This is a genomic window from Luteibacter sp. NPDC104163 (genome assembly GCF_055584245.1).
Map to the genome: position 1 here is coordinate 115,805 of NZ_JBVJMK010000003.1, position 24,417 is coordinate 140,221.

General features: G+C 66.4%; 18 protein-coding genes, 1 tRNA gene and 1 riboswitch. Of the genes, 7 read left to right on the top strand and 12 right to left on the bottom strand.

Translation table 11 applies throughout. From position 1 onward, the window contains the following. Nucleotides 1-147 precede the first annotated feature (147 nt). On the top strand, nt 148-3,450 hold the full coding sequence (gene rne, locus ACZ6YI_RS05220) for a ribonuclease E (RefSeq protein WP_465777716.1): 3,303 nt from the start codon (nt 148-150) through the stop codon (nt 3,448-3,450). A gap of 78 nt (nt 3,451-3,528) precedes the next feature. Here the strand turns inward: rne and ACZ6YI_RS05225 are convergent, their stop codons facing one another. Continuing rightward, the gene (locus ACZ6YI_RS05225) at nt 3,529-4,182 is read right to left on the bottom strand and encodes a response regulator (RefSeq protein ID WP_440329277.1); all 654 of its coding nucleotides are present in this window, start codon (nt 4,180-4,182) and stop codon (nt 3,529-3,531) included. Nucleotides 4,183-4,402: 220 nt separating this feature from the next. On the opposite strand from ACZ6YI_RS05225, the gene ACZ6YI_RS05230 reads away from it, so the two are divergent. Next, complete coding sequence (locus tag ACZ6YI_RS05230; protein ID WP_465777717.1) at nt 4,403-4,663, top strand: hypothetical protein; 261 nt, start codon at nt 4,403-4,405, stop codon at nt 4,661-4,663. Between the two features lie 18 nt (nt 4,664-4,681). On the opposite strand, the gene ACZ6YI_RS05235 is transcribed toward ACZ6YI_RS05230, so the two are convergent. Further along, nucleotides 4,682-4,879, bottom strand: coding sequence for a hypothetical protein (locus ACZ6YI_RS05235; RefSeq protein WP_440329281.1), 198 nt, complete (start codon nt 4,877-4,879; stop codon nt 4,682-4,684). Between the two features lie 90 nt (nt 4,880-4,969). Beyond that, nucleotides 4,970-7,003 carry a M13 family metallopeptidase gene (locus ACZ6YI_RS05240; protein WP_465777718.1) on the bottom strand — a complete coding sequence of 678 codons (2,034 nt, stop codon included), beginning with the start codon at nt 7,001-7,003 and terminating at the stop codon, nt 4,970-4,972. 169 nt (nt 7,004-7,172) lie between these two features. Between ACZ6YI_RS05240 and ACZ6YI_RS05245 the strand changes: the two genes are divergently transcribed. The 3 genes from ACZ6YI_RS05245 to ACZ6YI_RS05255 all read left to right on the top strand — a co-directional run bounded on the left by ACZ6YI_RS05245 (nt 7,173) and on the right by ACZ6YI_RS05255 (nt 9,818). Beyond that, the gene (locus tag ACZ6YI_RS05245) at nt 7,173-8,102 is read left to right on the top strand and encodes a serine hydrolase domain-containing protein (RefSeq protein ID WP_465777719.1); all 930 of its coding nucleotides are present in this window, start codon (nt 7,173-7,175) and stop codon (nt 8,100-8,102) included. Nucleotides 8,103-8,202: 100 nt separating this feature from the next. After that, the gene (locus ACZ6YI_RS05250; protein ID WP_465777720.1) at nt 8,203-8,565 is read left to right on the top strand and encodes a helix-turn-helix domain-containing protein; all 363 of its coding nucleotides are present in this window, start codon (nt 8,203-8,205) and stop codon (nt 8,563-8,565) included. Further along, nucleotides 8,562-9,818 carry a type II toxin-antitoxin system HipA family toxin gene (locus ACZ6YI_RS05255; protein WP_465777721.1) on the top strand — a complete coding sequence of 419 codons (1,257 nt, stop codon included), beginning with the start codon at nt 8,562-8,564 and terminating at the stop codon, nt 9,816-9,818. The genes ACZ6YI_RS05250 and ACZ6YI_RS05255 overlap by 4 nt, the downstream gene beginning before the upstream one ends. Before the next feature lie 42 nt (nt 9,819-9,860). On the opposite strand, the gene ACZ6YI_RS05260 is transcribed toward ACZ6YI_RS05255, so the two are convergent. The 4 genes from ACZ6YI_RS05260 to ACZ6YI_RS05275 form a co-directional block, all read right to left on the bottom strand. Beyond that, nucleotides 9,861-9,936, bottom strand: a tRNA-Gly gene (locus tag ACZ6YI_RS05260). Nucleotides 9,937-9,998: 62 nt separating this feature from the next. Next, the gene (gene crcB / locus ACZ6YI_RS05265; RefSeq protein ID WP_440329289.1) at nt 9,999-10,373 is read right to left on the bottom strand and encodes a fluoride efflux transporter CrcB; all 375 of its coding nucleotides are present in this window, start codon (nt 10,371-10,373) and stop codon (nt 9,999-10,001) included. Nucleotides 10,374-10,448: 75 nt separating this feature from the next. Continuing rightward, a riboswitch (Fluoride riboswitch) is annotated at nt 10,449-10,509 on the bottom strand. Nucleotides 10,510-10,542: 33 nt separating this feature from the next. Beyond that, nucleotides 10,543-11,700: a threonine aldolase family protein gene (locus ACZ6YI_RS05270; RefSeq protein ID WP_465777722.1), complete on the bottom strand. Its 1,158-nt coding sequence runs from the start codon at nt 11,698-11,700 to the stop codon at nt 10,543-10,545. A 48-nt stretch (nt 11,701-11,748) separates the two neighbouring features. Further along, entirely contained in the window at nt 11,749-12,642 is an 894-nt protein-coding gene (locus ACZ6YI_RS05275) for an AraC family transcriptional regulator (RefSeq protein WP_465777723.1), read from the bottom strand. Between the two features lie 162 nt (nt 12,643-12,804). Between ACZ6YI_RS05275 and ACZ6YI_RS05280 the strand changes: the two genes are divergently transcribed. Continuing rightward, nucleotides 12,805-13,578, top strand: coding sequence for an SDR family NAD(P)-dependent oxidoreductase (locus tag ACZ6YI_RS05280; RefSeq protein ID WP_465777724.1), 774 nt, complete (start codon nt 12,805-12,807; stop codon nt 13,576-13,578). 39 nt (nt 13,579-13,617) lie between these two features. Further along, entirely contained in the window at nt 13,618-16,251 is a 2,634-nt protein-coding gene (locus tag ACZ6YI_RS05285; RefSeq protein WP_465777725.1) for an excinuclease ABC subunit UvrA, read from the top strand. Nucleotides 16,252-16,388: 137 nt separating this feature from the next. Here ACZ6YI_RS05285 and ACZ6YI_RS05290 read toward each other — a convergent pair whose 3' ends face one another. The 5 genes from ACZ6YI_RS05290 to ACZ6YI_RS05310 all read right to left on the bottom strand — a co-directional run bounded on the left by ACZ6YI_RS05290 (nt 16,389) and on the right by ACZ6YI_RS05310 (nt 24,397). Then, entirely contained in the window at nt 16,389-18,548 is a 2,160-nt protein-coding gene (locus ACZ6YI_RS05290; RefSeq protein ID WP_465777726.1) for an alpha-galactosidase D, read from the bottom strand. A gap of 24 nt (nt 18,549-18,572) precedes the next feature. Further along, nucleotides 18,573-20,801: an alpha-galactosidase gene (locus ACZ6YI_RS05295; RefSeq protein WP_465777727.1), complete on the bottom strand. Its 2,229-nt coding sequence runs from the start codon at nt 20,799-20,801 to the stop codon at nt 18,573-18,575. Between the two features lie 5 nt (nt 20,802-20,806). Then, nucleotides 20,807-21,751, bottom strand: coding sequence for an aldose 1-epimerase (locus tag ACZ6YI_RS05300; RefSeq protein ID WP_465777728.1), 945 nt, complete (start codon nt 21,749-21,751; stop codon nt 20,807-20,809). Nucleotides 21,752-21,928: 177 nt separating this feature from the next. Then, nucleotides 21,929-22,615: a FadR/GntR family transcriptional regulator gene (locus ACZ6YI_RS05305; protein ID WP_440327167.1), complete on the bottom strand. Its 687-nt coding sequence runs from the start codon at nt 22,613-22,615 to the stop codon at nt 21,929-21,931. A gap of 123 nt (nt 22,616-22,738) precedes the next feature. Next, a complete protein-coding gene (locus tag ACZ6YI_RS05310; RefSeq protein ID WP_465777729.1) occupies nt 22,739-24,397 on the bottom strand; it encodes a methyl-accepting chemotaxis protein in 1,659 nt (552 codons plus the stop codon). Between the last annotated feature and the right edge of the window lie 20 nt (nt 24,398-24,417).

Below are 24,417 nucleotides of genomic sequence, written 5' to 3' on the forward strand. Positions count from 1 at the left end.
CGCTTATTCACGAATCACGCCGAGGCCAGGTATCGGCCCCGGAAACCATGCCGCTTAAAGCCTTACCGCTGCGGCGCGATCCCCGGCAGGCCGCCACATGGGCGCCACCGCGGCGCGCGGCCGCGCGGCAAGGCCGAGGAATCTACAATGAAGCGTATGTTGATCAACGCGACTCAGCGCGAAGAGTTGCGCGTGGCCATCGTCGACGGCCAGAACCTTTACGATCTCGACATCGAAATCCCGTCCCGGGAACAGAAAAAGGCCAATATCTACAAAGGCCGCATCACCCGCGTCGAACCCTCCCTCGAAGCCTGCTTCGTCGATTACGGCGCCGAACGCCACGGCTTCCTGCCGCTGAAGGAAATCTCCCGCGATTACTTCAACCCGAACGCGGAAGGTAAATCGAATATCCGCGAGCTCCTGAAGGAAGGCCAGGAGATCATCGTCCAGGTCGAGAAGGAAGAACGCGGTAACAAGGGCGCGGCCCTCACCACGTTCATCAGCCTTGCCGGCCGTTACATGGTGCTGATGCCGAACAACCCGCGTGCGGGTGGTGTGTCGCGTCGCATCGAGGGCGAAGACCGCCAGGCCCTCAAGGAAGCCATGGAGCACCTCTCGGTGCCCGATGAGATGGGCCTGATCGTGCGTACCGCCGGCATGGGCCGCGACGCCGAGGAACTCCAGTGGGACCTGGATTACCTGCTCCAGCTGTGGAAGTCGATCTCAGCCGCCGCGACGTCGCAGAAGGCGCCGTTCCTGATCTACCAGGAATCGAAGCTGTTCATCCGCGCCCTGCGCGACTACCTGCGTAACGACATCGGCGAGATCCTGGTCGACGAGGAATCGTTGTTCAAGGACGCGCGCGATTTCGTCCAGCAGGTCATGCCGAACAACCTGCGCAAGCTCAAGCTGTACCAGGACCCGACCCCGCTGTTCTCGCGCTACCAGATCGAGACCCAGATCGAGTCCATCTTCGAACGCAATGTCCGCCTCCCCTCGGGCGGCTCCATCGTCATCGACCAGACCGAAGCCCTGACCGCCATCGACATCAACTCGTCGAAGGCCACCAAGGGCAGCGATATCGAAGAGACGGCGTTCAATACCAACCTTGAAGCCGCCACCGAGATCGCCCGCCAGCTGCGCATCCGCGACGCCGGCGGCCTCATCGTCATCGACTTCATCGACATGGACAGCCCGCGCCACCAGCGCGAGGTGGAAGAGCGCCTGAAGGACGCCCTCAAGGCCGACCGCGCCCGCGTCCAGATCGGCCGCATCAGCCGCTTCGGCCTGCTCGAGATGTCGCGCCAGCGCCTGCGCCCGAGCCTGGGCGAAGCCACCCAGAACGTCTGCCCGCGTTGCGAAGGCCACGGCCACATCCGCAGCGTCGAGTCGCTGGGCCTGTCGACCCTGCGGCTTATCGAAGAGCACGCGATGAAGGAAAACACCGGGCAGGTCCTGGTGCAGGCGCCGCCGTCGGTCGCCAACTTCATGCTCAACGAGAAGCGCGCCAGCATCGTCGAGATCGAGCTGCGCCATAACGTCCACGTCGTGGTCGTCGCGGACGACAAGCTGGAAACCCCGCACCTCGAGATCACCCGTATCCGCGAGGCGGACATGGGCGAGCACAGCAAGCCGAGCTACGAGCGCACCACCCCGGTGGTCGCGACGGCGCTGCCGAAGATGGGCCAGATGCTGGGCAGCGGCGAGCAGCCGCTGGTGACCGGCGTGGTCCCCGCCTCGCCCGCACCCATCCGTGACGACGAGCTGGAAACGGCCGCCGCGCCGGTCCAGGCGACCCGCCCGGCCGCTCCTGCCGCACCCACCGGCGGCTTCTTCTCGCGCCTGTTCAGCGGCCTGTTCGGTGGCGGCGCCAAGCCGGAGCCGGCAGCACCTGCGCCCGCCCCCACCTCGCGCCGCGAGGAGTCGCGCTCGGGCGGCCGTAACGATCGCAACGACCGCAACCGCCGTGACGATCGCCGCGGCGAAGGCCGTGGCGAGGGTCGTGGCAAGGGCGAGCAGCGCCAGGGCCAGAACCGCAAGGACAAGGCCGAAGGCCAGGCCCGCCAGGGCCAGCAGCCAAAGCAGAAGCAGGAAAAGAGCCAGCAGCGCCAGGGCGAAGAGAAGAACCGGCAGAAGGACGGCCAGCAGGAGAAGGGTGGCCGCCAGGGTCGCCAGGACCAGCCGGAGAAGGCCCAGGCCAACGAGAATCGCCGCCAGCAGCAGCCGCGCGGTGAGCGCCAGCCGCAGGGTGAGAAGGTCGAGAAGGTCGAAAAGGCCGCCGCACAGGCACAGCCGCAGCGCGCGCAGGCAGAAAAGCCGGCGGCACCGGCCGTCGCCCCTGTCGCCGACGAAACGCTGCTGACCGCGCCGGTCGCCGAGCTGCCGGTCGCGACGGATGAGTCCGTCCAGGCCGAGGGCGCCGATGGTGCCCAGGGTGAAGCCAACCGCGAGGCCGGTGAAGGCGGCCAGCGCCGTCGCCGCGGCCGACGTGGCGGCCGTCGCCGCCGTCGCCAGGAAGATGGCGCCCAGGCAGGCGCACTCGAGGGCGGCGCCGATGCCGACATGGACGATGACGAGGGTGATGACGAGGCCGGTACCGGTCGCGACAGCGCCAGCGTGCCGCCGGTGCTCGACACGCCGGAAGCCGCCGAGAACGCCATCAAGCTCGAGGCGCCGCGTACGGAGGCCACCCGGCCGTCCGAGCCGGGCGACGACGAGCACGTGCCGTCGGCACTTACCCTGCCCTCGCTGCCGAAGCTGCCGCCCATCCCGGGCACGGCTGCACCGGCCACCCAGGCACAGCCGTCGCATGAACCCGTCAGCCCGGCCGACTCGGTCGAGGTCCGCACCAGCGAGCGCCGCCAGACGGAATCGGATGCACCGCTGAAGACGGCTCCGGCCGCCCCGTCGCATACGCCGGTCCCGGCCGCTGCCGCGGGTGAATCGGTGCTCGACGCGCCGGCGCGTGGCCTGCCCATCGACGACGTGCCCGCCACGCCTGCGGTCGAGGCCGTGAAGGCCGAAGCCGCTCCCGTGGTCGAGGCCGCTGCTCCGGTGGCTGAGCCGATTAAGCCGGTCGAAGCACCGAAGGACGACGGCATCGCCCCGGAAGACGCAGCGGCTGCGCCGGTGGTGGACGCTGAGGAAGCTGCAAAAGCAGCCGAAGCCGTGAAGCCCGTCGCCGCTCCGGCCCCCGTTGCGGAGGCGCCGAAGCCGGCTCCGGTTCCCGTGCCGACGCCCGCTCCGACGCCGGTTGCGGCCCCGACCCCGGCACCCGCCGCGGTAGCGGCCCCGGCTGAACCGGTCACGCCGAAGTCACCGGAGGCGTCCAACGTCTCGCACGTGTCCCACGCCCCGGTTGCCCCGACGGAACAGCCGGGCTGGACTCCGCCGACCCAGGGCGACCTGCTGACGCGGCCACGCCACGAGCCACACGACGGCCAGCACTAAGCACGATGAAGCGACGGGGAGGCCAGGTGCCTCCCCGTTGCGTTCATGGCATCGAAATCCCCGGAGCGGACTGGCGGCCTAGCTGCCGACCTGGTGGTTGTGCGTATCGAGCAGGCCGTGGACGGTCATCAGGTGGGCAAGGCCTACCACGTGGTCCACGTGCAGCTTCTCCATCAGGCGCTGCTTGTAGGTGGAGACGGTCTTCGGGCTGAGGTTCAGCCGCTCGCCGATGGAGGTGAGCGGCATGCCGCGCACCAGCATCATCGATACCTCCATCTCACGGGTGGACAGCGAATCGAATGGCGAATCGGAGCCATCAAGCGTCGCCAGCGCCAGCTGCTGGGCCACCGTCGGGGCAAGGTAACGCCGGCCGCCGGCGACCGAACGCACGGCCGTCAGCAGTTCGTCCGCGGAACAACCCTTCGTGAGATATCCCAGCGCGCCAGCGTCCAGCAGCCGCTTGGGGAACCGCGCGTCATCCACCACGGTGAGGATGACGATATTGGTACGTAACTTGGCACGGATAACGCGCTCGGTGAGCTCCACGCCACTCATGCCTGGCATGTGCACATCGACGAGGGCGATATCCGGTGACTGCGCACGGATGAGGCGCAGTCCCTCCTCCGCGGTCCCGGCCTCACCCCTGATCCGGAGGTCAGCCTGCTGCTGCAGGATCATCCGGAAGCCGGTCCTGACCAGTTCATGGTCGTCGACCAAAACAACACTAATCATTCATTGCCCTCCCTGGGCCGACTTTACTTCTTTGCGCGCCCACTGCGCGCGGCCTGCGAACGCATACAATGCCAGATGTGCAGGCGTGACAACCAGCGCAGCCATATCATCAGGCACGGACAAACGGCGCTGTAGCGGCTTTCGCCGTCCCATGTGAGGTGACAGTGCCCGGTCTTCGTGTCATCGTCCGACGCGAAAGTGTGTAGGCCAAGGAAGCATCATGGATGATCGTACCTATCTGCTCGGCAAGCTCGCCGCGCTGGAGATCGCATTGGAAGCCGCCATCTCGGCCCATCCCGAGCCCCGGGTGTTGACGCTCGCGCTATGCCAGGCCATGGCACGCCCCGCGCCAAGCCATCTCGCCGCGGATCTGCGTGCCTTTACGGAAGGATGGCTGGCGATCGTGACGCCTTTATTGATCACGCACACGAAACCCGTGCGCAGCTCGCCACGACGCCGCACGAATTCGCTTCTTCACTAAGCGCCCCTGAGACGCTTCTCAGTCCGGTGCATCGAGCAACGCTTTCGCGTGCGCCTTCTTCGAGGCCTGGGCATCGATATAGCGACGCACCAGCACGATGCCAGCCAGGATCAGCAGGGTCGGCCACAAGCGCCCGCCCGTGGCCTTCGCCAGCAGCTTACCGGCGGCCATGGCGCCGATCGTGCTCGCGTGGTTGCTCGTTTGCGCCGTGGCCATGAGCGATCTCCCCAGCATCGGTGGACACCAGCCTCGCCAAGCGCACATTCGTGCGATGTGAAGCTGGCGGCGAGACCGCCTTCGCGTGCCTCACCAGATGCGTACGCGCTGCCCTGGCGGCAGGTATAAACGCATGCCAGGGCTGACCCGCCAGGCCGTGTTCCAGCTGTCCAGATTGCGCATGGTCCACACGCGTTGCGTCCCGGGAGCGTGGCCGTTGGTCAGCAGCCGGCGGCGCAGGTCCGCGTCACGGTAACGGTACCGCCACAACTGCGCCCAGCCGAGGAAGAAGCGCTGGTCCCCGCTGAATCCGTCGATGACGACCGCGCGCTGCCCTTCCGGTGAAGCCTTGTAAGCGTCGTAGGCGACCGTGAGGCCGGCGAGGTCCGCGATATTCTCGCCGAGCGTCAGGCCTCCATTCACGTGCGTGCCGGGCAACGGCTCGTACTGGTCGAACTGCCGCACCAGCGCCCCCGTCCGCTCCTTGAACGCCGCCACGTCGGCGGGCGTCCACCAGGTGACCAACCGCCCGTGTTCGTCGTACTTCGCGCCCTGGTCGTCGAACTGATGGCTGAGCTCGTGCCCGATCACCGCACCGATACCACCATAGTTCACGGCTGCATCGGCATGGGGATCAAAGAACGGCGGTTGCAGGATGGCCGCCGGGAACGTGATGGCCACGGTCGGATAGTTGGCGAACGCATCGACCGTCATGGGCGTCGTCGTCCACTCCCAACGATCGACGGGCTTGCCGATGCGGCCGAGATCCCACGCATGCTTCCATTCGCGGGCCCGCATGGCGTTACCGAGCAGGTCATCCGCGCGCATGGCCAGCGTGCCGTAGTCGTGCCAGCGATCGGGGTAGCCGATGCGCGGGCTGAAGTTGCGCAGCTTGGCGTGCGCGCGCTGCTTCGTCGCCGGCGCCATCCAGTCCAGCTTATCGAGACGGCGATCCATGGCCGCGATGATGTTGCGCACCATCGCGAGCGCCGCCGCCTTCGTTTCAGGCGTGAACCAGCGCGCAACATAGGCCTTGCTCACATCGTCGGGCACCGCATCCACGGCGAACTGCGCAGCCCGTTGCTCGCGCGGCTCACGCTGTTCGCTGCCCTCGAGCACCTTGCCATGGAAAGCGAAGTCCGCGTCGGCCACGGTGTCGGGCAACAGGTCGGCGTATGCATGGAGCGATGCCACGAGCAGCGCGTCGCGAAGCACGGGAACGGGCGTGGTCGCCACGAGCCGGTCGATGGCGGCGACGGCGTCCGGCTGCATCACGACGATGCGCGTGGAGGCATCCGCCGGTGCGCCAAGCAGCCGGTCGAAGCCGAGATTCGGCGACGCCGCCTGCAGTGCGCCGAGGTTCACCGGGTTATACGTACGCGTCGCATCGCGGTTCTGCAGCGGCGTCCAGCTGGCCTTCGCGATGGCCATTTCGAATGCCATGACAGCGTCGGCACGCTTCTCCGTGCCGCTCGTTCCATCGGCCAGGGCGAGCATGCGTGACAGCCATGCGAGGTACTTCGTGCGCGTTTCGCGCATGGGCGCGGCATCGTCGAGGTAATACGAGCGATCCGGCATGCCCAGGCCCGCCTGCGAAACGATCGACGTATAGACCTCGGGGTTGCCATCGTCGGGCTGTACATCGACGGCTATGGGCAGGCTGATGCCCAGCCGCAATGCCTGCGGCAGCAGCGCGCGGTAGCTGGCGAGGTCGTGGATGGCGTGCACGCGATCGAGCCAGGGCTTGATGGGCGTCATGCCGCGTTGCTCGACCCGCTCGTGATCGAGATAGCTTGCGTACGCAGAGCCCATCCGGCTCGATGGGTCGCGTCTCGCCGCTTCCAGGATCTCGCGCACCCGCGCCGTGTTTTCGTCGGCCATGCGGGTGAACAGCGAGACCGTCGACCGATCCGGCGCGATGGGCGTCTTTTTCGCCCAGGTACCGTTCGCGTAGGCGTAGAAATCATCGCCGGGCCTGACCGTGCGATCCATGCCGGCCTCATCGAAGCCGAACCGGCCCGTGGCGGCCTGCTGTGCCGAGGTGGGCCCGGCCACGCAAAGAAGCGCGGCCGCAAAGGCCAGGCTGCGCGCCAGGCCGTGCCTGGTCATGTCGCTCACGCTCATCGATGCTCCCATCCTGAATGCCTCGCGTATCAGCATAGCCCGGCATGCCCAGGGGCCGGGAATCGCGTTCCATCCCGGTCATTCCCGCATTCATCGGAAATCGCGCCACTTCGCGGGGCGCGGGACGGACACTCCGCCCACTCAATGACGATGGTCTGCGGAGGTAAGCATGGAACGGACCCGCTACGCTCGCCTGGGCTGCCTGGGCGCCTGCCTGGGCGCCGCGCTATTCACATCGGCCGTGGCCGCGGAGGGCCGGGCGCGGGGCGATATCGCGCTTTACGTGCGCCAATGCGCAGCCGCCCTCGCCTGCAACGGCTCCTATCTGGTGTCGCGTTCGGGAGATGTCGTCTACGAGGGGGCGGTCGGCAAGGCATCCGTGGATCGAAGGTCGCGCCTGACACCGGCATCGGCTTTCGACATCGGCGCGATCGGCGAGCAGTTCACGGTTGCGGCGGTGTTGCGGCTTGCCGAGCGGCATCAGCTCGCCCTCGATGACGCGGTCAGCAAATACCCGCCAGGTTTTCCCGACCCGACCGTGACTATCCGCCAGTTGCTGACGCGCACCTCGGGGATTCCGGATGGTGCGAGCGAGAGGCAACTGCGCGGCCTTATCGCAAGCATCGCGGGACAGAGCTATGCCGATTTCGTGCGCGAGCAGTTCTTTGAGCCATTGAACATGCGGCACAGCTGGGTTCGCACCGCGACGAGTGGCAAGGATGATGACGCCCAACGCGCGCATGGGATGCGCATGACACGGAATGGCTCGCTGAAGCCGATGGACGACACGACAGGATGCGACAGCAAAGGCCTCCATGGGACCTATTCGACGACCGGCGACCTGCTGCTATGGGCTCGTGCCCTGCAGGCGGGCAAGGTGGTCTCGAAGGAAGCATGGCGTGACGTGATGGGTGACGCACGCGTCTCGCAGGTTGGGCGATGGGAGGGCTTCGCAAGCAACCTCACCGTCCTTCCGGATAAGGACACCGTCATCGTCATCCTGACGAACAACGACCGGCCTGAAGAAGTGCGCGATGCGCGTAACGCGTTCGTTGGCATCCTGCGCAAGGAGGCCAACCTGATGGTCGCGAGCGAGTAGCAACCCTCAAAAGGGCAACTGGGAGGATCATTCACCCGCCCGGGCAAGGAATATTAAGCTATATTGGACACATAGCCACATAATGTCCATAATAGCGAACATGCCAAGAAAGCCGCCAGTCGTTTTTCCGCAAGAACAGCGCCTTCTCTCCGCGCTGGGAGAGCGGCTGCGCCTCGCCAGACTCCGGCGGAAGCTAAGCAACGCCGTCGTAGCGCAACGCGCCGGTATCTCGCGAACGACGCTATACAAGGTGGAAAGCGGCGATCCCGGGGCCACGCTGGGTTCCTATGTCCGGGTACTCGCCGTGCTCGGGCTCGAGAACGACCTCGAGACGCTTGCTGCCGATGACAAGGTGGGACGCAAGCTGCAGGATCTGGCTATGACGCCAACGCGTGCCAGTCGTGCGGGCAAGCACATCGCGAGGCCGACGCGCATGCCTTCCGATACGGAAGGCAAGTCATGAGTCCCCCGGATAAAGCGCTGGAAGTCTGGCTCGACGGTGATCTCGGCCCCGCCTGTCGCGTTGGCACGCTGGCCCATGATCGCGGCCAGATCCGCTTTCACTACGACCGCGAGTGGCTCGGCGACCCACGCGCGTTCGCACTCGACCCCGATCTGTCGCTCGACGAGCACCCCTTCTTTCCGAAACCGGAGCTTGGAAATTTCGGGATCTTCCTGGACTCCTCGCCCGATCGATGGGGCCAAACGCTTATGAAACGCCGCGAGGCCCTACAAGCCAAGGACGAACAGCGGGTGCCGCGCACACTCTACGCATGGGACTTCCTGATCGGCGTGCAGGACTTCACTCGCCAGGGTGCACTGCGATTTCGCCTTGCGGGAACGGAAGTCTTCCTCGGTAGCGACAAGATGGCAGCACCGCCCGTCACTACGTTGCGCGAGCTTGAAGCCGTGGCGTACCAGCTCAGCAGCCGCCGGATCGATGATCTGGACGCGTTGCGGAAATGGCTCGTGGTCCTCGTAGCCCCCGGCGCCTCCCTCGGCGGCGCTCGTCCAAAAGCCAACTTCACGGAAACCGACGGCTCACTCTGGATCGGCAAGTTTCCCGCACGGGACGACGACCGGGACATCGGGGCTTGGGAATATGTGGTGCACACGCTGGCCCGAAAAGCTGGCGTCGATGTTCCTCCCGCCAGGCTGATCCGACTGAACAACGACTTTCATACCTTCTGCGTACAACGCTTCGATCGCATCGAAGGCAAACGGCGATTCTATGCATCCGCCATGACGCTGCTGCGCAGGGACCAGAGCGAAGGCACGAGCTATCTTGAACTTGCTCAGTTCCTTCGTGCCCAGGGCGATGCCGCCCACGCGGATGCAGATCTTGCCCAGTTGTTCCGCCGCGTAGCCTTCAACGTGGCGGTCGGCAATCGGGACGATCATCTGCGCAACCACGGTTTCGTACTGGGAGAAACCGGTTGGCGACTGGCACCCGCCTTCGACGTCAATCCAAACATCGACAAGGCAGAACACGTCTTGAATCTGGACGACGCTGACAACCGCCCGAGCCTCGAGACAGTGCTGAACACTGCAGTGTTCTATGGCCTTTCCGAAGCGGAAGCCCGGCAGATCCTGGACGAGGTCGTGAACGCGGTCGACGACTGGCGGGAGGTCGCGCGACGAATGCGCATCAGCAACGCCGATATCGAACTGACTGCGGGAGCCTTCTCGGCCCATTCGGAATTTCGGGCATCGTGAAAAAACAAAACCCCGGCGCAAGGCCGGGGTTTTGCAGAAAACTGGAGCGGGAAACGAGACTCGAACTCGCGACCCCGACCTTGGCAAGGTCGTGCTCTACCAACTGAGCTATTCCCGCGTCGTGAGCCGGCCATTATAGGGATCGGGAGGAGATTCGCAAGCCCCCTCTCCCATCCCGCTTCAGCCCATGCCGCGGGCGAGCTTCATGGCGAGGACCAGGGCGCCCACGCCCACACCGACGGAGGCCGCCACGTAGGCCACGGCCAGGCCGAGCTGGCCGCGCTCATAGAGCAGGACCGTTTCCAGCGAGAAGGTCGAGAAGGTGGTGAAGCCGCCGAGGATGCCCGTGGCGACGAACAGGCGCAGCGACTGGGGCGACGTGCCCTGGGCCGCGAGCCAGCCGGTAAGCAGCCCCATCAGCGCCGAGCCGACGATGTTGATGAGCAGCGTAGGCCACGGGAAGCCCTGCCCGAGCAGGCGCATGCCGAACACGCTGATGCCATAACGGGCCATGGAGCCCAGGCCGCCACCGATGAATACCAGGAGATAACCCACGAAAACCTCGCGTCATTGAGAAAGGGCGACGCGCGTGGGACAGGCAAACGCCTGCCGTGGCACCGCGTCGCGGCCACTACGGCAGGAGCTATCAGCCAGACGGCGGTTATCGGGAAGCCCCATTCCCATCACGCACGAGCCTAAAGGCCGGTGCGCGCGCGTGCAAGCATCAGCTCGCGAACACGCGGGCGATCGCGTCGACCGGTTTGCGCAGCAGGGTCTCGTTGAATGCGAGGTGCAGGCGGCCGTCATCCGGCTTCCCGACGAGGATATCCGCGTGGCGCGCGCGCTCGCGCAGCCCCTCGGCAATCTTCGGCTCGAGCACCGCGATAGCGATGTTGCTCGCGCGCTCCACGCGCTCGATGCGGATGCCCGGCATGCCGGCCAGCTTCGTCAACAACGCGTCACCAGCGGTGCGCACGCGGGCAAACCGCTCACTAAATCCCTCGAGACGCTGCAGCGCGAGCACGGCCGCCGGGAAGCCGCGGAACAACGTGCCGCCGAAGATATGGCGCACGTGCCGCGCGCGATCGATACGGGCCTTATCGCCCGCGAGGATCGCACCGAACGGTGCGCCGAGGTACTTGTATAGCGAGACGTAGACGGTATCGAACGGCGCCGCGTAACGCTTCGGATCGAACCCTTCCATGCCTGACATCAAGAGCAGCCGCGCGCCATCCAGATGCATGCCGGTGCCGTTCTTCTTCGCGATATCCGCGATACGCAGGATCGTATCGAGCGCGACGGTCGAACCATCCAACCGACGCACAGGGCTCTCCAGCGAAATGGCACCGATCTCAAGGGGGTAAGGGTCTTCCGAGCGCTGCTGATATGCCGCTTCGACCGACGCGACGAGCGCCTCCCCGGTACCGCCTTCGATCGGCACCGGGTTGATCCCGCTCAGCACTGGCGTCGCGTCTTCCTCATCGCGGTAGACGTGGCTCTCCTTCTGCAGCAGCAGGTGGCGGCGATCGCCACACAGGATGCGCACGGCGATCTGGTTGGCCATGGTGCCCGTCGGCATGAACGCCGCATCTTCCTTGCCTAGCAGTTCGGCGAAGCGCTTCTCCAGCTTTTCCACCGCCCCTTCGCTCAGGTAGATATCGCCGACCTGGGTATCGCCCGCGATCGCCTCCTCTAGCCGGTGCGGGAGATAGATGGAGCGCGTCGGGATGTCATCGCCGACGAGGGCGACGACCTTTTCGACAGGAATCGGCTTCTCGGCGGCCGGGGCCGGCGCCGCGGCAAGGGCCAGTGGCGCGGCCCCCGCGGCCAGCGAAAGGGCGCCTAGCGGCACCGCCTGGAGGAACTCACGACGACTGACCATGGACGCCTTTCCCTTCGCTGTGGTGCGCGGAGCGTCACACGGAACCCACTACTCCGGCAACGCCCCACGCAGCGCTTCGGCATCGCGGCGCGGCGGCGCGCCGAACATGCGCGCGTATTCGCGACTGAACTGCGACGCGCTCTCGTAGCCCACGCGAAACGCGGCGGTCTCCGCATTGGCCGTGCCGGAGACGAGCAGGTGTCGCGCCTCGAGCAGGCGCAGCTGCTTCTGGAACTGTACCGGCGTCATCGAGGTGAGCGCCTTGAACTGGCGGTGGAACGCCGACGGACTCAGCTGCGCGATCGCCGCGAGTTCGTCGATGCGCATGGCTTCAGCAAAGTTCGCGCGCAGCGCATGCACCGCGCTGAGGACGCGATGGGTGCGGCCATCGGCCAGCGCCACCTTCGCCACATCCGCCGCGTGTGGCCCGCTCAACAGCCAGTAGGCGATCTCGCGCATCGCCAGTGGGGCAACGTGCGGAATGGCCTCCGGCGTCTCGAGCAGGCGCATCAGGCGGATCACGCAGTCGGCCAGCGGGCCATCGTAATCGGTGACGAACACGCCACGCGGCACCTGCGCCGATACCTTCACCGGCGTGGCCAGGCTATCCAGCACTTCGCTCATCAGCTTGCGATCGAGGCCGATGACGACCCCAAGGAACGGCTCGTCCGGGCTGGCCGCCACAACGCGGCTGAAGGCGGGCATCTCCACGCTCACCACGAGCGCCTGGCCCGGGCCGTACTCATACCGGCGGTGGCCGAACACGCTCTGCTTGCTGCCCTGCGCCACCACGCACAGCGAGGGCTGGAACAACAGCGCACCGGGCCGCTTCGGGAGGTCCGAGCGGAGGATGCCGACGTTGTCGATGGCGGTCATCCACGGGTTGTCGCCGGGATGCGACTCGGTATAGCGCCGGACGAGGTCGATGAGGGACGGGTGCATGGGCGGCCTCCACGAAGAACGGCTGGCATCGTACCCAGCCTACGCTGCCTTGATGGGGGTGCAGGCAGGATCAGGCAAGAAGCGGCTGCCTTCCGGCATTCGGCCCAGCCGCGGCAGCCCCTACCTTTTCCGTCACCCCCTTCCCCACCGGAGTTACCTCGCATGACCGCTTCCCAGGACACCACCCGCCGGATCGCCATCGTGACCGGCGGCAGCCGCGGCCTCGGCCGCAACACCATCGTCAATCTCGCCCGGCGTGGCGTGGACAGCATCTTCACGTACCACTCGAACGAGGCAGAGGCGCGCGCCGCCGTCGACGCGGTCGCGGCCGAGGGCGCGAAGGCCGTGGCCATCCAGCTCGATACCGGTGACGCCGCCGGGTTCGACGGATTCGTCGGCCAGGTGCGCCAGGCCCTCGCCAGCCTCGGCGCCGAGCGCTTCGACTACCTCGTGAACAACGCGGGCACCTCGCACCACACGCCCATCGCCGAGACGACGGAAGCGCAGGTGGATGCGCTGTACAACGTGCATTTCAAGGGCGTGTTCTTCCTCACCCAGAAGCTGCTGCCGTTGATGAACGACGGTGGCCGGATCATCAACCTGTCCAGCGGCCTCACCCGCTTCGCCATGCCCGGTAGCGCGCCGTACGCGGCGATGAAGGGCGCGATCGAGGTGCTGACACGCTACTTCGCCAAGGAGTTCGCCGCGCGTGGCATCACCGCGAACACGGTGGCCCCGGGCGCCATCGCCACCGATTTCAGCGGCGGCATGGTGCGCGACAACCCCGAGGTGAACAAGCGCGTGGCGGAGTTCACGGCCCTGGGCCGCGTCGGCGTACCCGACGATATCGGCCCGATGATCGCCAGCCTCCTCGCCGAGGAAAACCGCTGGGTGAACGGCCAGCGCATCGAGGTTTCCGGCGGCATGATGCTCTAGTCACGAGCCGACGATGGCCCGAGCGGCGATAATCGGCCCATGAAACCATCCAGGCCGAACCGCCGGGCCATCCCGGACCACCACGTCAAGGTCCGCGGGGCGCGCGAACACAACCTCAAGAACGTCGACGTCGACCTCCCGCGCGATGCGCTCGTCGTCTTTTCCGGGATCTCCGGATCCGGCAAGTCGTCGCTGGCTTTCGGCACGCTCTACGCGGAAGCACAGCGCCGTTACCTGGAATCGGTGGCGCCGTATGCACGCCGGCTGATCGACCAGGTCGGCGTGCCCGACGTCGATGACATCGAGGGCCTGCCACCGGCGGTCGCGCTGCAGCAGCAGCGTGGGACGCCAGGCGCACGGTCATCGGTCGGCAGCGTCACCACGCTTTCCAGCATGGTTCGCATGCTTTACTCGCGCGCCGGCAACTACCCGGCCAACCAGCCCATGCTGTTCGCCGAGGATTTCTCGCCCAACACGCCGCAGGGTGCCTGCCCGCATTGCCACGGACTCGGCCACGTCTATGAAGTGACCGAAGCCTCCATGGTGCCCGACCCGTCACTGACGATCCGCGAGCGCGCCATCGCGTCGTGGCCGCCGGCCTGGCACGGGCAGAACCTCCGCGACATCCTGGTCACGCTGGGCTACGACGTGGACATCCCATGGCGTGACCTGCCGAAGAAGCAGCGCGAGTGGATCCTGTTCACCGAGGAACAGCCGGTCGCACCGGTCTATGCAGGCTTCTCGCCGGCGGAAACGCGCGCCGCGCTGAAGCGCAAGACCGAGCCGAGCTACATGGGCACCTACATGGGTGCCCGGCGCTACGTGCTGCACACGTTCGCGACGACGCAAAGCGCGCTGATGAAGAAGCGCGTGTCGCGTTACATGATCGGCAGCGTGTGCCCCGTATGCGATGGAAAGCGGCTGAAGAAGGCCGCCCTGTCGGTCACGTTTGCCGGCCTCGATATTGGCGCGCTTTCGGCGTTGTCGTTCGACCAGATGGCCGAGGTGCTGCAGCCCGTGGCGGAAGGCCGCTTCGACGCCACACCGGCCACGCGCACGCGCAGCCGTGCCGAGGGCAAGAAGGACCTTGAGCGCCGGGTGGCCGAAGGCGGCTTGTCGCACGAAGGTTCATCGGATGTACGGCGCACGCCCAACCTCTCCGAGGAGAAGCGGATCGCGGCCCAGCGCATCGCACAGGACCTCCTTGCGCGCTTGGGCACACTGCGAGACCTGGGCCTCGGCTACGTCTCGATGGATCGCGCCAGCCCTACGCTTTCGCCCGGCGAGCTGCAACGGCTGCGCCTGGCCACGCAGATTCGTTCGAACCTGTTTGGCGTGGTGTACGTACTGGACGAGCCTTCCGCCGGCCTGCACCCTGCCGATGGCGAAGCGTTGATGTCGGCGTTGCTGCAACTCAAGCAGGCAGGTAATTCGATCTTCGTGGTCGAGCACGATCTCGACATGATGCGGCGCGCCGACTGGCTGGTCGATGTCGGGCCCGATGCGGGTGAACGCGGTGGTGAAGTGCTCTATAGCGGACCGCCCGCAGGCCTGAAGGGCGTCGCGGCATCGCACACGGCGCGGTATCTGTTCGGCAAGGATCGCGTACCCGCGCGCCAGCCGCGCACGCCGGTCGGCTGGCTGCAACTTCGCGGCATCACGCGCAACAACCTGCACCGCCTCGACGTGGATTTCCCGCTGGGCGTGTTCACCGCCATCACCGGCGTGTCGGGCTCCGGCAAGTCCAGCCTGGTGAGCCAGGCGCTGGTCGAACTGCTCGGCGAGCACCTGGGCCAGGATGTCGCGGCCGCACCGGAGGAGACCGACGAGCCGGGCCCCAGTGTCATCGTCCGTACGGGCGGGCGCCTCCACGCCGGTGCGGAAGGCATCAAGCGTCTCGTGCAGGTCGACCAGAAGCCGATCGGCCGGACGCCGCGCTCGAATCTCGCCACGTATACCGGGCTCTTCGATCACGTAAGGAAACTCTTCGCCGCGACGAAGATGGCGCGATCGAAGCGGTTTGACGCGGGGCGTTTTTCGTTCAACCTACCGAAGGGCCGCTGCGATACCTGCGAGGGCGAAGGCTTCGTCAGCGTCGAACTGCTCTTCATGCCGAGCGTGTATGCGCCCTGCCCGACCTGCCATGGTGCGCGGTACAACGAACAGACGTTAAAGGTGCAGTGGAACGGGAAGAACATCGCCGAGGTGCTGCGCCTCACGGTCGACGATGCCTGCGCGTTCTTCGCCACCGAGGCGGCGATCCTGAAGCCGCTGCAGCTCCTGCGTGATATCGGCCTGGGTTATCTCCGGCTCGGGCAACCCGCTACCGAGCTGTCGGGTGGCGAGGCCCAGCGGATCAAGCTAGCTACGGAACTGCAGCGTCCGCAGCGCGGCGCCACGCTCTACGTGCTCGACGAGCCGACCACGGGGCTGCATCCCTCCGACGTCGACAAGCTGGTCGCACAGCTGCAGGGGCTGGTCGAGGCGGGAAACAGCGTCATCGTCATCGAACACGAAATGCGTGTCGTCGCGGGAAGCGACTGGGTGATCGATGTCGGCCCCGGCGCAGGTACCCAGGGCGGCCAGATCGTTGCGAGCGGGCCGCCCCGGGATGTCGCCAAGGCGGTGGGCAGCGTGACCGCACCGTACCTGGCGCGGGTACTCGGCCTGTAACGGCCAGGGTACCCGCGCACCTTGCCTGTGGGAGCGCGCTTGCGCGCGATAGGTCTTGCGGCAAGACCCATCGCGCGCAAGCGCGCTCCCACAAGATGCTTCTACACGCCAGCGTCACGCATGATGTCGCCGCGGCCTCAGGGGCAACCCGGCGCGGGTGCACCGACGCGCGGGCTGACCACGATGCGGTCGAGGTCGGGTGCGAACCCAGACGGGTTGCCCAGCTGGAGCGTGTTGCTGCCCTTCAGCAGCGACACTTCCATGACGCGGGCCACCGGGTCGTCGAAGCTGCTCCCATCGAGGTCGAGCTGCTGCGGGTTGCGTCCATTCACCGTCAGGAACAACGAGCGCGGTCCCTTGGTCGCGTAGTCGATCTCGAGCTGGTAAACGCCGGCACGCGGCACGTCGACATGCGTGAACGTGACCGCGTTCGCCGCCCCGCCACCGATGTTGCCCGCCTTCGCGAGGCCCGAGAAATAGTTGCTGAAGCCCGCGGTGGCCGTGCCGCCCAGCGTCGCCGATTCCGCCTCGTAGATGCTGGCCACCGGCGCCGGCACGCCCATGCCGTCACGGATGACGATGCGATCGAGGTCCGGCGGGTAGCTCACCGCATTGCCGAAGCGGATGCGGTTCACGCCCTTGCGCAGGCAGACCGGCAGCGTGCTCGACGAAGGCAACTGGAAACTGCCGCCGCCCGAATTGAACGTGTGGTACGCGCCGTCGTTCACCTGGTAGAGGTATGAACGCAGGCCCTGGGTCAGCGAATCGACCTGCATGAGGTACACGCCATCGCGCGGCACGCTGATGTTATTGAACGTCACCGTGTTGTTCGCGCCGAGGCCGAGGCCACCGACCTTGTTGCCGGCGGAGCAACCCTGGCACGCGAAGACCTGCGCATTGCCATCGAGTGCCGCGGCTTCCGCCTCATACGCGGCGGAAGGGCCGGCGGGTACCTGCCCCGGCAATCGGTCCACGAGGAGCAGCTGCGTGCCGTGGGCAGGCAGGACGACCTCGTGCTGGAGCACCGAAGGGCCGAGCTCCCTGTGCGACCACAGGTCGCGCACACGCAGCGCACCGACGGCACCGAGCACGCGCCACGGCAGGACCACCCGGGCCGGCGCGGCGTTCATGTTGAACAGCGCCACGTAGGAGCGGCCATGGCCCAGATCACTCACCCACACTGGGTGATCGCCACCGAGCACCTGGCGCGCCGGGTGCCCGGACTGGTCGACGGCCAGCACCTCATCGTTCGTCGCGATGCGCACGCCTTCCGGATCGAGCTGGGTCAGGTCGCCGCCGAGATACAGCGGTGCATTGGCCATCGACCAGATCGTCATGGCCGAACGTTTCTCGTCATCGGTGAGGCCATCGCGCGCGCCGTCGGCGATATCGAGCGAGTCCAGGTCGTTCCAGCCCTTCGTGGGGCCTGCCGCATCCTGCCAGCCCGGCAGGTCGCGGAAGCGCTTTTCGATGCGTGGCCAGTTGGTGAGCGTGGCGCAGCGGCCTTCGCATTCCACGTCGTCATCGATGCGCCGCGCGTTCGACCACGCAGACCAGATGTTGTTGTAGTCCTTGCCGACCTGCCACGACACGGTGAACCACGTCGGCCGGCCACTCTTCGCGATCGCCTTCGACCATGCCACTACGTCATCGCGATTGTCGATGCTCAGGTCGTCGCTGTACGAGCCAGGCGTAACGCCATCGAGCTTGATGAAATCCACGCCCCAGGACGCGAACAGCGCGACCACGGAGTCCATGTACTCCTTCGCGCCGGGCTTCGAAAAATCGATCTTGTAGTGGTACGGCGACTCACCGGGACCACCAAACGCATTACCGGCGCGGTGTGGCAGCGCAAGAATGTCCTGGACATGCCGGTCCGTACCGACGATTGGAAAGTTGGCCTGCACGGCCGGTTCTTCCACGCCGGGGATCCAGTAGATGCCGGCCTTCTGTCCATTCGCATGGATGTGGGCGATCAACGCCTTGATGTCGGGGAACGTCGCAGGATCCGGCGTCGGCCGGCCATTCGCGTCGAACCCGCCCATCCAGCCGGAGTCGAGGTTGATGTAGGTGTAGCCATGGGCCTGCAGACCCGACGCGGCGAGCGCGTCGGATTGCTTCACCATGTTGGCCTGCGTCAGGAACGCAGGATCCATGGTCTGCTGACTGAAACTGCTCCAGCCGAGGTACGGGCGTTGCGCCACGCCATTGACCTGGGCGGCGGCGGAACTGGCCAGGGCGAACAAGCCACAGGCCAGGGCGAGGCGGCGGAGCGACGGAACATGACGTACAGGCACGGCGCGACTCCTTGCGGGGGGAAACTAGCGCTGTTCGAACACGACTCCTGCGGCGTCGAAATCGCCCTTGATCTGCAGGTCCAGGCCGTGTTCCATCCAGTACGCGCCGCTCGCGGCGTCGGGCGTGCCCGGTGCGCCGGCGCCATGGATGTAGCGGATGCGGTAACGCGCGTTCGCGTCGAGGCCCTGCGGACGCAGCGTCGGGAACGCCCTGCCCTCCTCGCCATCACGCTGGAACGCGAACAGCACGGCCTGCTTGCGATCGGCCGACACGGAATTCGTCGCGGACCATGGCGCGCGCTGTTGCGGCGAGAGCAGGCGATAAAGGTCACCGCGCTGCACCGTGGCGCGAATGGACTTGTACTCGGCGATGTAATGCCGCGCGGTGGCGTTGTCGGCGTCGGTCCATTCGAGCAGGTTGGCGCCGATTCCAAGGCCGCCCTGCATCGCGGACAGGAAGCGGAAATCCAGTGACAGGGCACGCTTGTTCGCCCAGCTCGGCGATGCCGTGACCCAGGCCATCATCGCGGCGGGCGTATAGGCCTGGCTGAAACCATCCTGGATGGCGAGACGGTCCGAGGCATCGGTGTTGTCCGAAGGCCACACTTCGTCGGTGAGCGCCATGATGCCGAGGTCAACGCGCGCGCCACCGCCGGAGCACGATTCGATCTCCACGCCCGGGTGCTTCGCGCGCAGGCGGCGGAGGATGTCGTACAGGTTCCGCGTGTAAGCGACATACACCTTCTGCTGCTCATCCGGGGCCATCTGCGGCCAGCCCGGCTCGGACCAGTTGCGGTTGTAGTCCCACTTGAGGAACTGGATGTCGTTCTCCGCGAGCAGCTTGTCGAGCACCTCGAACACGTGCGCCTTCACGTCCTCACGCGCGAGGTTCAGCACCAGCTGGTTACGGCCCTCGCTACGCTGGCGATCCGGGAAGTTGAGTACCCAGTCGGGATGCGCGCGATAGAGGTCGCTATCGGGATTCACCATCTCGGGTTCCACCCACAGGCCGAAGCTCATGCCCAGGCCATGCACCTTGTCGATGAGCGGCTTCAGGCCGTTGGGGAACTTGGTGCGGTTGACGGTCCAGTCGCCGAGCCCGGCGTGGTCGTTGTTGCGCGCACCGAACCAGCCATCGTCGACGACGAAACGTTCCACGCCGAGCTTCGCGGCGCGCTCGGCCAGCTTGATCTGGCCGGCTTCATCCACCTTGAACTCGGTGGCTTCCCACGAGTTGTAGAGCACGGGGCGCAGCTTCGCGTTATCCCCACCCGGCAGGATGCGGCTGCGTTCGAAGCGGTGGAGGAGCCGCGACGCCTCACCCATGCCGTCGCCCGTGTAGCCGCCGTAGAACACCGGCGTATCGAGAGACTCGCCGGGCTTGACGCGATAGCCAAAATCGAACGGGTTGTAGCCGCCGGTCACACGGACCTGGCCCAGGATGTCTTCATCGACGCGGATGCTCCACGAGCCGCTCCACGCCAGCGCGCCGAACCATACATCGCCGTGCGCCTCGTTCCAGGCCCCACCGCGATTGATCGCGAACCACGGGTTGTTTTCATCACCCGTGGAGCCGCGCCGGCTTTCCAGCACGGTCGCGCCCGGCGTGATCGCCCGGGTCTGCAGGTGCCATTCGCCCGCCCAGGTGCCGGTGAGGTAACGAAGTGAATAATCGCTTCCGGAAGGCAGGCTCCAGGTCGCCGCGGCGGCGCTGTCGATCGTCAGCGGCTGCTTGCCCTTGTTCTCGATATGCGCGGAGCGGCCGATGACACCCGTGGCATCGTCGGCGGTGTAGTGAAGCGTGACATCCACGCCGGCTTGCTTGTCGCTGAGCACGATGTCGAGTGCACCGTGGTCGATGCGGTAGCTGTCGTAGCGCAGGATCAGGTCGCGGTTGCCATCGTCGAGCTTTACCTTGAGTGCCGGCATCGCCGTGATGTTGCCGCCCCACCCCGCGTATTCCTGCCGTGACAACGCGCCCTTCGGATCGAACGAGGAACGTTCCGGCGCCGGCATCGCCGGCCCCAGCGGATCATCCTTGGCGAGCCTCGCGCCCCAGTACAGCGTCTGCAGCTTGCCGTCCGGATCCACGCCCATGGCGTAAGTGACCTTGCCTGCATCGAGACGGAAGACGTGCGCGGCCGTGTCGTAGCGGACGGCCGCATCGCGCGGCGCAGGAGCGGCGGCCAGCGGGGTGGCGAAGATGGCAGCGATAGCCAGGGCAAGCCGGGTGGCATGGGCGTGGTGCTTCAACGTGGTTACCCCTTCTCGGAAACGCGGAACGCAAAGGATCGTGCAAGAGATTCGCCGGGCGCGAGCACGGACATGCCGTGCGCCGCGGCGCCGCCGGGCTGGTTCACCGCATTGACGGGGTGATCCACGGGCTCGAAACAGAAGAACGATTCATCGGTAGGGACGTACAGGACGTATGTGTCCACATCGCCGGTGACATCCAGGCAAAGGCGTTGCTGCGGCCAGGTGATGCGGCCCGCGCCGGTCCAGCCCTGGAACGCGTTGTTGAGGCCGCCTGCAGGTAGCGGCCGATCGGAAGAAAAATCCCACGCCGGCGGCACCGCGTCGCGCGCGACCGGAATGAGGTTCCGTTCGTCATTGCGCCACACGGAGCACGCCGGGGCGTGCAGCTGCACGCTACCGTGGCGGGGAAAGAAAGGGTGCAGGCCCAGGCCGAACGGCAGCGCGGACGGGCCGTGATTCGTGACGGACAGCTCGACGCGGAGCGTGTCGTGCTCCAGGTGATAGGCCATGCGCGCACCGTAGGCGTAGCCGCCTTCGACGGTGTCGTGCAGGGAGAGTACGGCGGCATCGGGCTCGTGCGAATCCACCTGCCATGCGCGCTGCCAGCCCGTGCCGTGGATCGGGTAGTCGTCGTCGGCGCGATTGCGCGCCAGGTCGATGCGGATGCCGTCGTGGGTGTAGCCACCGCCTGTTATGCGGTTGCTCCAGGGGATGAGGGGGTAGCAGGCCAGGGTGTTGGGGTCGGTTGGCGCGTCTGCGGCGTCGATGGAGCTATCGCGCGCAAGCGCGCTCCCACCAAAAGCCGGACGCATCAGGGGGATGGGGGCGTCGTGGCCCAGCCAGTCGAAGCGCGCTATGCCGCCGCCCACGGCTGGCAGCAGACCCACGCGTAGCCGGTCGGTGGTCAGTTCCAGGACGTCGGAACAGTCCCGATTCTTCCCCTGCATCCCCACACCCTTCCCAAGATGGATAGCGGCGAACCTGAGGGGTAATTGTAGTATTTTATGACTATCAACGATCAAGCTGCGCCGCAGCATGCCTGCTGTCGTGGGAGCGCGCTTGCGCGCGATGGCTCTTGCCTCAAGCCCCATCGCGCGCAAGCGCGCTCCCACAACAACAATAGCTTACCTACGGCGACGGATGTTCCGGCGGGATGCGTCGACCATCTCCCGCATCGCCTCGCGCGCGGCGTCCGGCTGCTTGCGGCGGATCGCGTCGAGGACCAGCGCGTGCTGCGGAAGCGCGGCCTTGAAATCGACCGCCTTGCTCGCCGAGAGAAGGAAATACTGCGCCAGCGCCGTCTCGATCACCGTGAACAACGACACCATCAGCTCGTTGTTGGTGGCCTGGAGCATGGTCTCGTGGAACGTGAGGTCCGCCTCCGCCCAGGCGTCGAGGTCTTCCGCTGCCGCCATCGCCTCGTAGGCCTCCTTCAACGCGGCCAGCTGAGCCGTGGTCCGCCGTTTCGCCGCCGCCGCGGCCGCGCCGGGTTCGATCAGCTCGCGCATTTCCACGAGCTTGTCGACGAAGTCGGCGGTGGGCATGGACGCGCAACGCCAGGCGAGGACGTCCTGGTCGAGCTGCCGCCAGTGGACGGCTTCGCGCACGCGCGCCCCGGTGCGCTGGCGGGATTCGATCAGGCCCTTCGCCACCAGCACCTTCATGGCTTCGCGCAGTGCGGTACGGCTGACATTGAGCTTTTCCGCAAGGATATCCTCGCGCGGAAGACCCTCGCCCGGTGCCAGTTTGCCGCTGACAATGAGCTGGCCTAACTGGTTAACTACCTGGCTATGCAGGTTGCGTGCTGCCACGGGCTTCAAAGGGGGCGCTCCTTGTCTGGACGCCCACACGGTATTCGCCAGCCAGCGGCGTGGCAAGGTGGTTGCAAACGCAACGTCCGGAACCCGTGCCCGCACGGGTTCCGGTTACGTCGGTTAAAACTCGGTCCAGATGGCTTCTTCCGCAACCGGCGCACGGGCAGGCGCGCGAACGGCGGCCGGCAGCGCGCGATCGTTTGAACGCGATGCCATCGGCGCCTGCTGCTCAGGCGCCGCAGCCTCCTCGCCACCGATGCTGAAGAACGCCACCTGGCGCATCAGCTCCTCGGCAAGGTCAAGCATCTGCTTGCTCGCGGCGCTGGCCTCCTCGACGAGGGCGGCGTTCTGCTGGGTCACTTCGTCCAGCGCGGTCACGGCACCGTTGACCTGCTCGATGCCGGCCGATTGCTGGAGGGAGGCCGCAGCGATGTTACCGACCAGGCCCGACACCTTCGTCGCGCCCGTGCCGATCAATGCCAGGGCCTCGCCCGTGCGGCCAACCAGCACGGCGCCCGCGTCCACGCGTGCGGAAGCGTCGGCGATCAGCTTCTTGATGTCGCGGGCGGCAGCGGCGCTGCGCTGCGCGAGGGAACGCACTTCGCTCGCGACCACCGCGAATCCACGCCCCTGCTCACCCGCACGGGCCGCCTCGACCGCGGCGTTGAGCGCGAGAAGGTTGGTCTGGAACGCGATCTCGTCGATCAGCACGGCGATCTCGCCCACGCTGCGGCTGCTGCGGGTGATTTCACCCATGGCGACCACGGCTTCATCCGCCACCGACTGCCCGGACACTGCGTCGCCATGCAGCGACGTGGTGAGTTCCCGCGCCAGTTCGGCGCCTTCCGAGTTCTCACGCACGGTGGCCGTCATTTCTTCCATGGACGCGGCCGTTTCCTCGAGCGAGGAGGCCTGCTCCTGGGTGCGGCTCGAAAGATCGTCGGTTCCCGCGGAGATGTCGCGGGCCGCGTAGGTCACCTGCTGCGCATTGCTGCGCACCTGCCCGACGATGCGGGTGAGCTGCTCGTCCATCGTGGCCAGCGCGCGTAGCGTGTCGCTCAGTTCATCCCTGCCCTGCACGTCGAGCTGGTGGTTGAGTTCGCCACGGCTGATCCGCGCAGCCACGTCGCGCGCGCGCAGCAGCGGCCGCACCACGGCGCGGGCAAGCAGGACGCCTAGTACCGCCACGAGCAAGGCGGCCGCGACCAGCACACTCACGGTCACGATGACGGTGTGGCGCTCGCGTGTCGCTGCGGCGCGGTAGTCTTCGTCGGCCTGCTGCTCGTTCACGGTGATGATCTGGGAGATTTGCGCGGTCGCCTGGTCCATGGCCGGGCCGACTTCCTTGATCAGGAACGCGACAGCGTCCTTATCGCCGTGCGCGAGTTTGTCCAGGAGATTTCCGAGCCGGGTATCGGAGGTGTCGCGCGCCGCGATGAAGGCCTTGGCGGCTGCGCGCTCGTCATCGCTGGTCACCAGGGCGGGGAAATAGGCGGACCAGTCGTTCCCGAGTTTCGCCTGGCTCCCCGCGATGCGTTCGCGGGCTTCGGCGAGGGCTTCTGGCGTGCCTCGCACCATGGCGCGGTTGATCGCGTTACGTTCATCCATGAGTGAGGCACGAACCTCGCTGACGTGCACGATGGGGATGAGCGATGTGCGATAGATCCCTTCGAGACTCGCCTGCGTCTTGCTAAGGGCGAAAAGCCCGGTACCGCCGATAACGACGGCGGCAACAAGCGCCGCCGCCATGGTGAAAATGATGCGCCACCTGATTGTCATGATGCCCGTACTGCCAATGC

Bases quoted from the DNA above. Each gene is read 5' to 3' on its own strand.
- ACZ6YI_RS05230 (WP_465777717.1), top strand. From the start codon at position 4,403: ATGGATGATCGTACCTATCTGCTCGGCAAGCTCGCCGCGCTGGAGATC.
- ACZ6YI_RS05310 (WP_465777729.1), bottom strand. From the start codon at position 24,397: ATGACAATCAGGTGGCGCATCATTTTCACCATGGCGGCGGCGCTTGTT.
- ACZ6YI_RS05270 (WP_465777722.1), bottom strand. From the start codon at position 11,700: ATGGTCAGTCGTCGTGAGTTCCTCCAGGCGGTGCCGCTAGGCGCCCTT.
- ACZ6YI_RS05255 (WP_465777721.1), top strand. From the start codon at position 8,562: ATGAGTCCCCCGGATAAAGCGCTGGAAGTCTGGCTCGACGGTGATCTC.
- ACZ6YI_RS05285 (WP_465777725.1), top strand. From the start codon at position 13,618: ATGAAACCATCCAGGCCGAACCGCCGGGCCATCCCGGACCACCACGTC.
- ACZ6YI_RS05250 (WP_465777720.1), top strand. From the start codon at position 8,203: ATGCCAAGAAAGCCGCCAGTCGTTTTTCCGCAAGAACAGCGCCTTCTC.
- ACZ6YI_RS05225 (WP_440329277.1), bottom strand. From the start codon at position 4,182: ATGATTAGTGTTGTTTTGGTCGACGACCATGAACTGGTCAGGACCGGC.
- ACZ6YI_RS05280 (WP_465777724.1), top strand. From the start codon at position 12,805: ATGACCGCTTCCCAGGACACCACCCGCCGGATCGCCATCGTGACCGGC.
- rne (WP_465777716.1), top strand. From the start codon at position 148: ATGAAGCGTATGTTGATCAACGCGACTCAGCGCGAAGAGTTGCGCGTG.
- ACZ6YI_RS05275 (WP_465777723.1), bottom strand. From the start codon at position 12,642: ATGCACCCGTCCCTCATCGACCTCGTCCGGCGCTATACCGAGTCGCAT.
- ACZ6YI_RS05240 (WP_465777718.1), bottom strand. From the start codon at position 7,003: ATGAGCGTGAGCGACATGACCAGGCACGGCCTGGCGCGCAGCCTGGCC.
- ACZ6YI_RS05235 (WP_440329281.1), bottom strand. From the start codon at position 4,879: ATGGCCACGGCGCAAACGAGCAACCACGCGAGCACGATCGGCGCCATG.
- ACZ6YI_RS05245 (WP_465777719.1), top strand. From the start codon at position 7,173: ATGGAACGGACCCGCTACGCTCGCCTGGGCTGCCTGGGCGCCTGCCTG.
- ACZ6YI_RS05300 (WP_465777728.1), bottom strand. From the start codon at position 21,751: ATGCAGGGGAAGAATCGGGACTGTTCCGACGTCCTGGAACTGACCACC.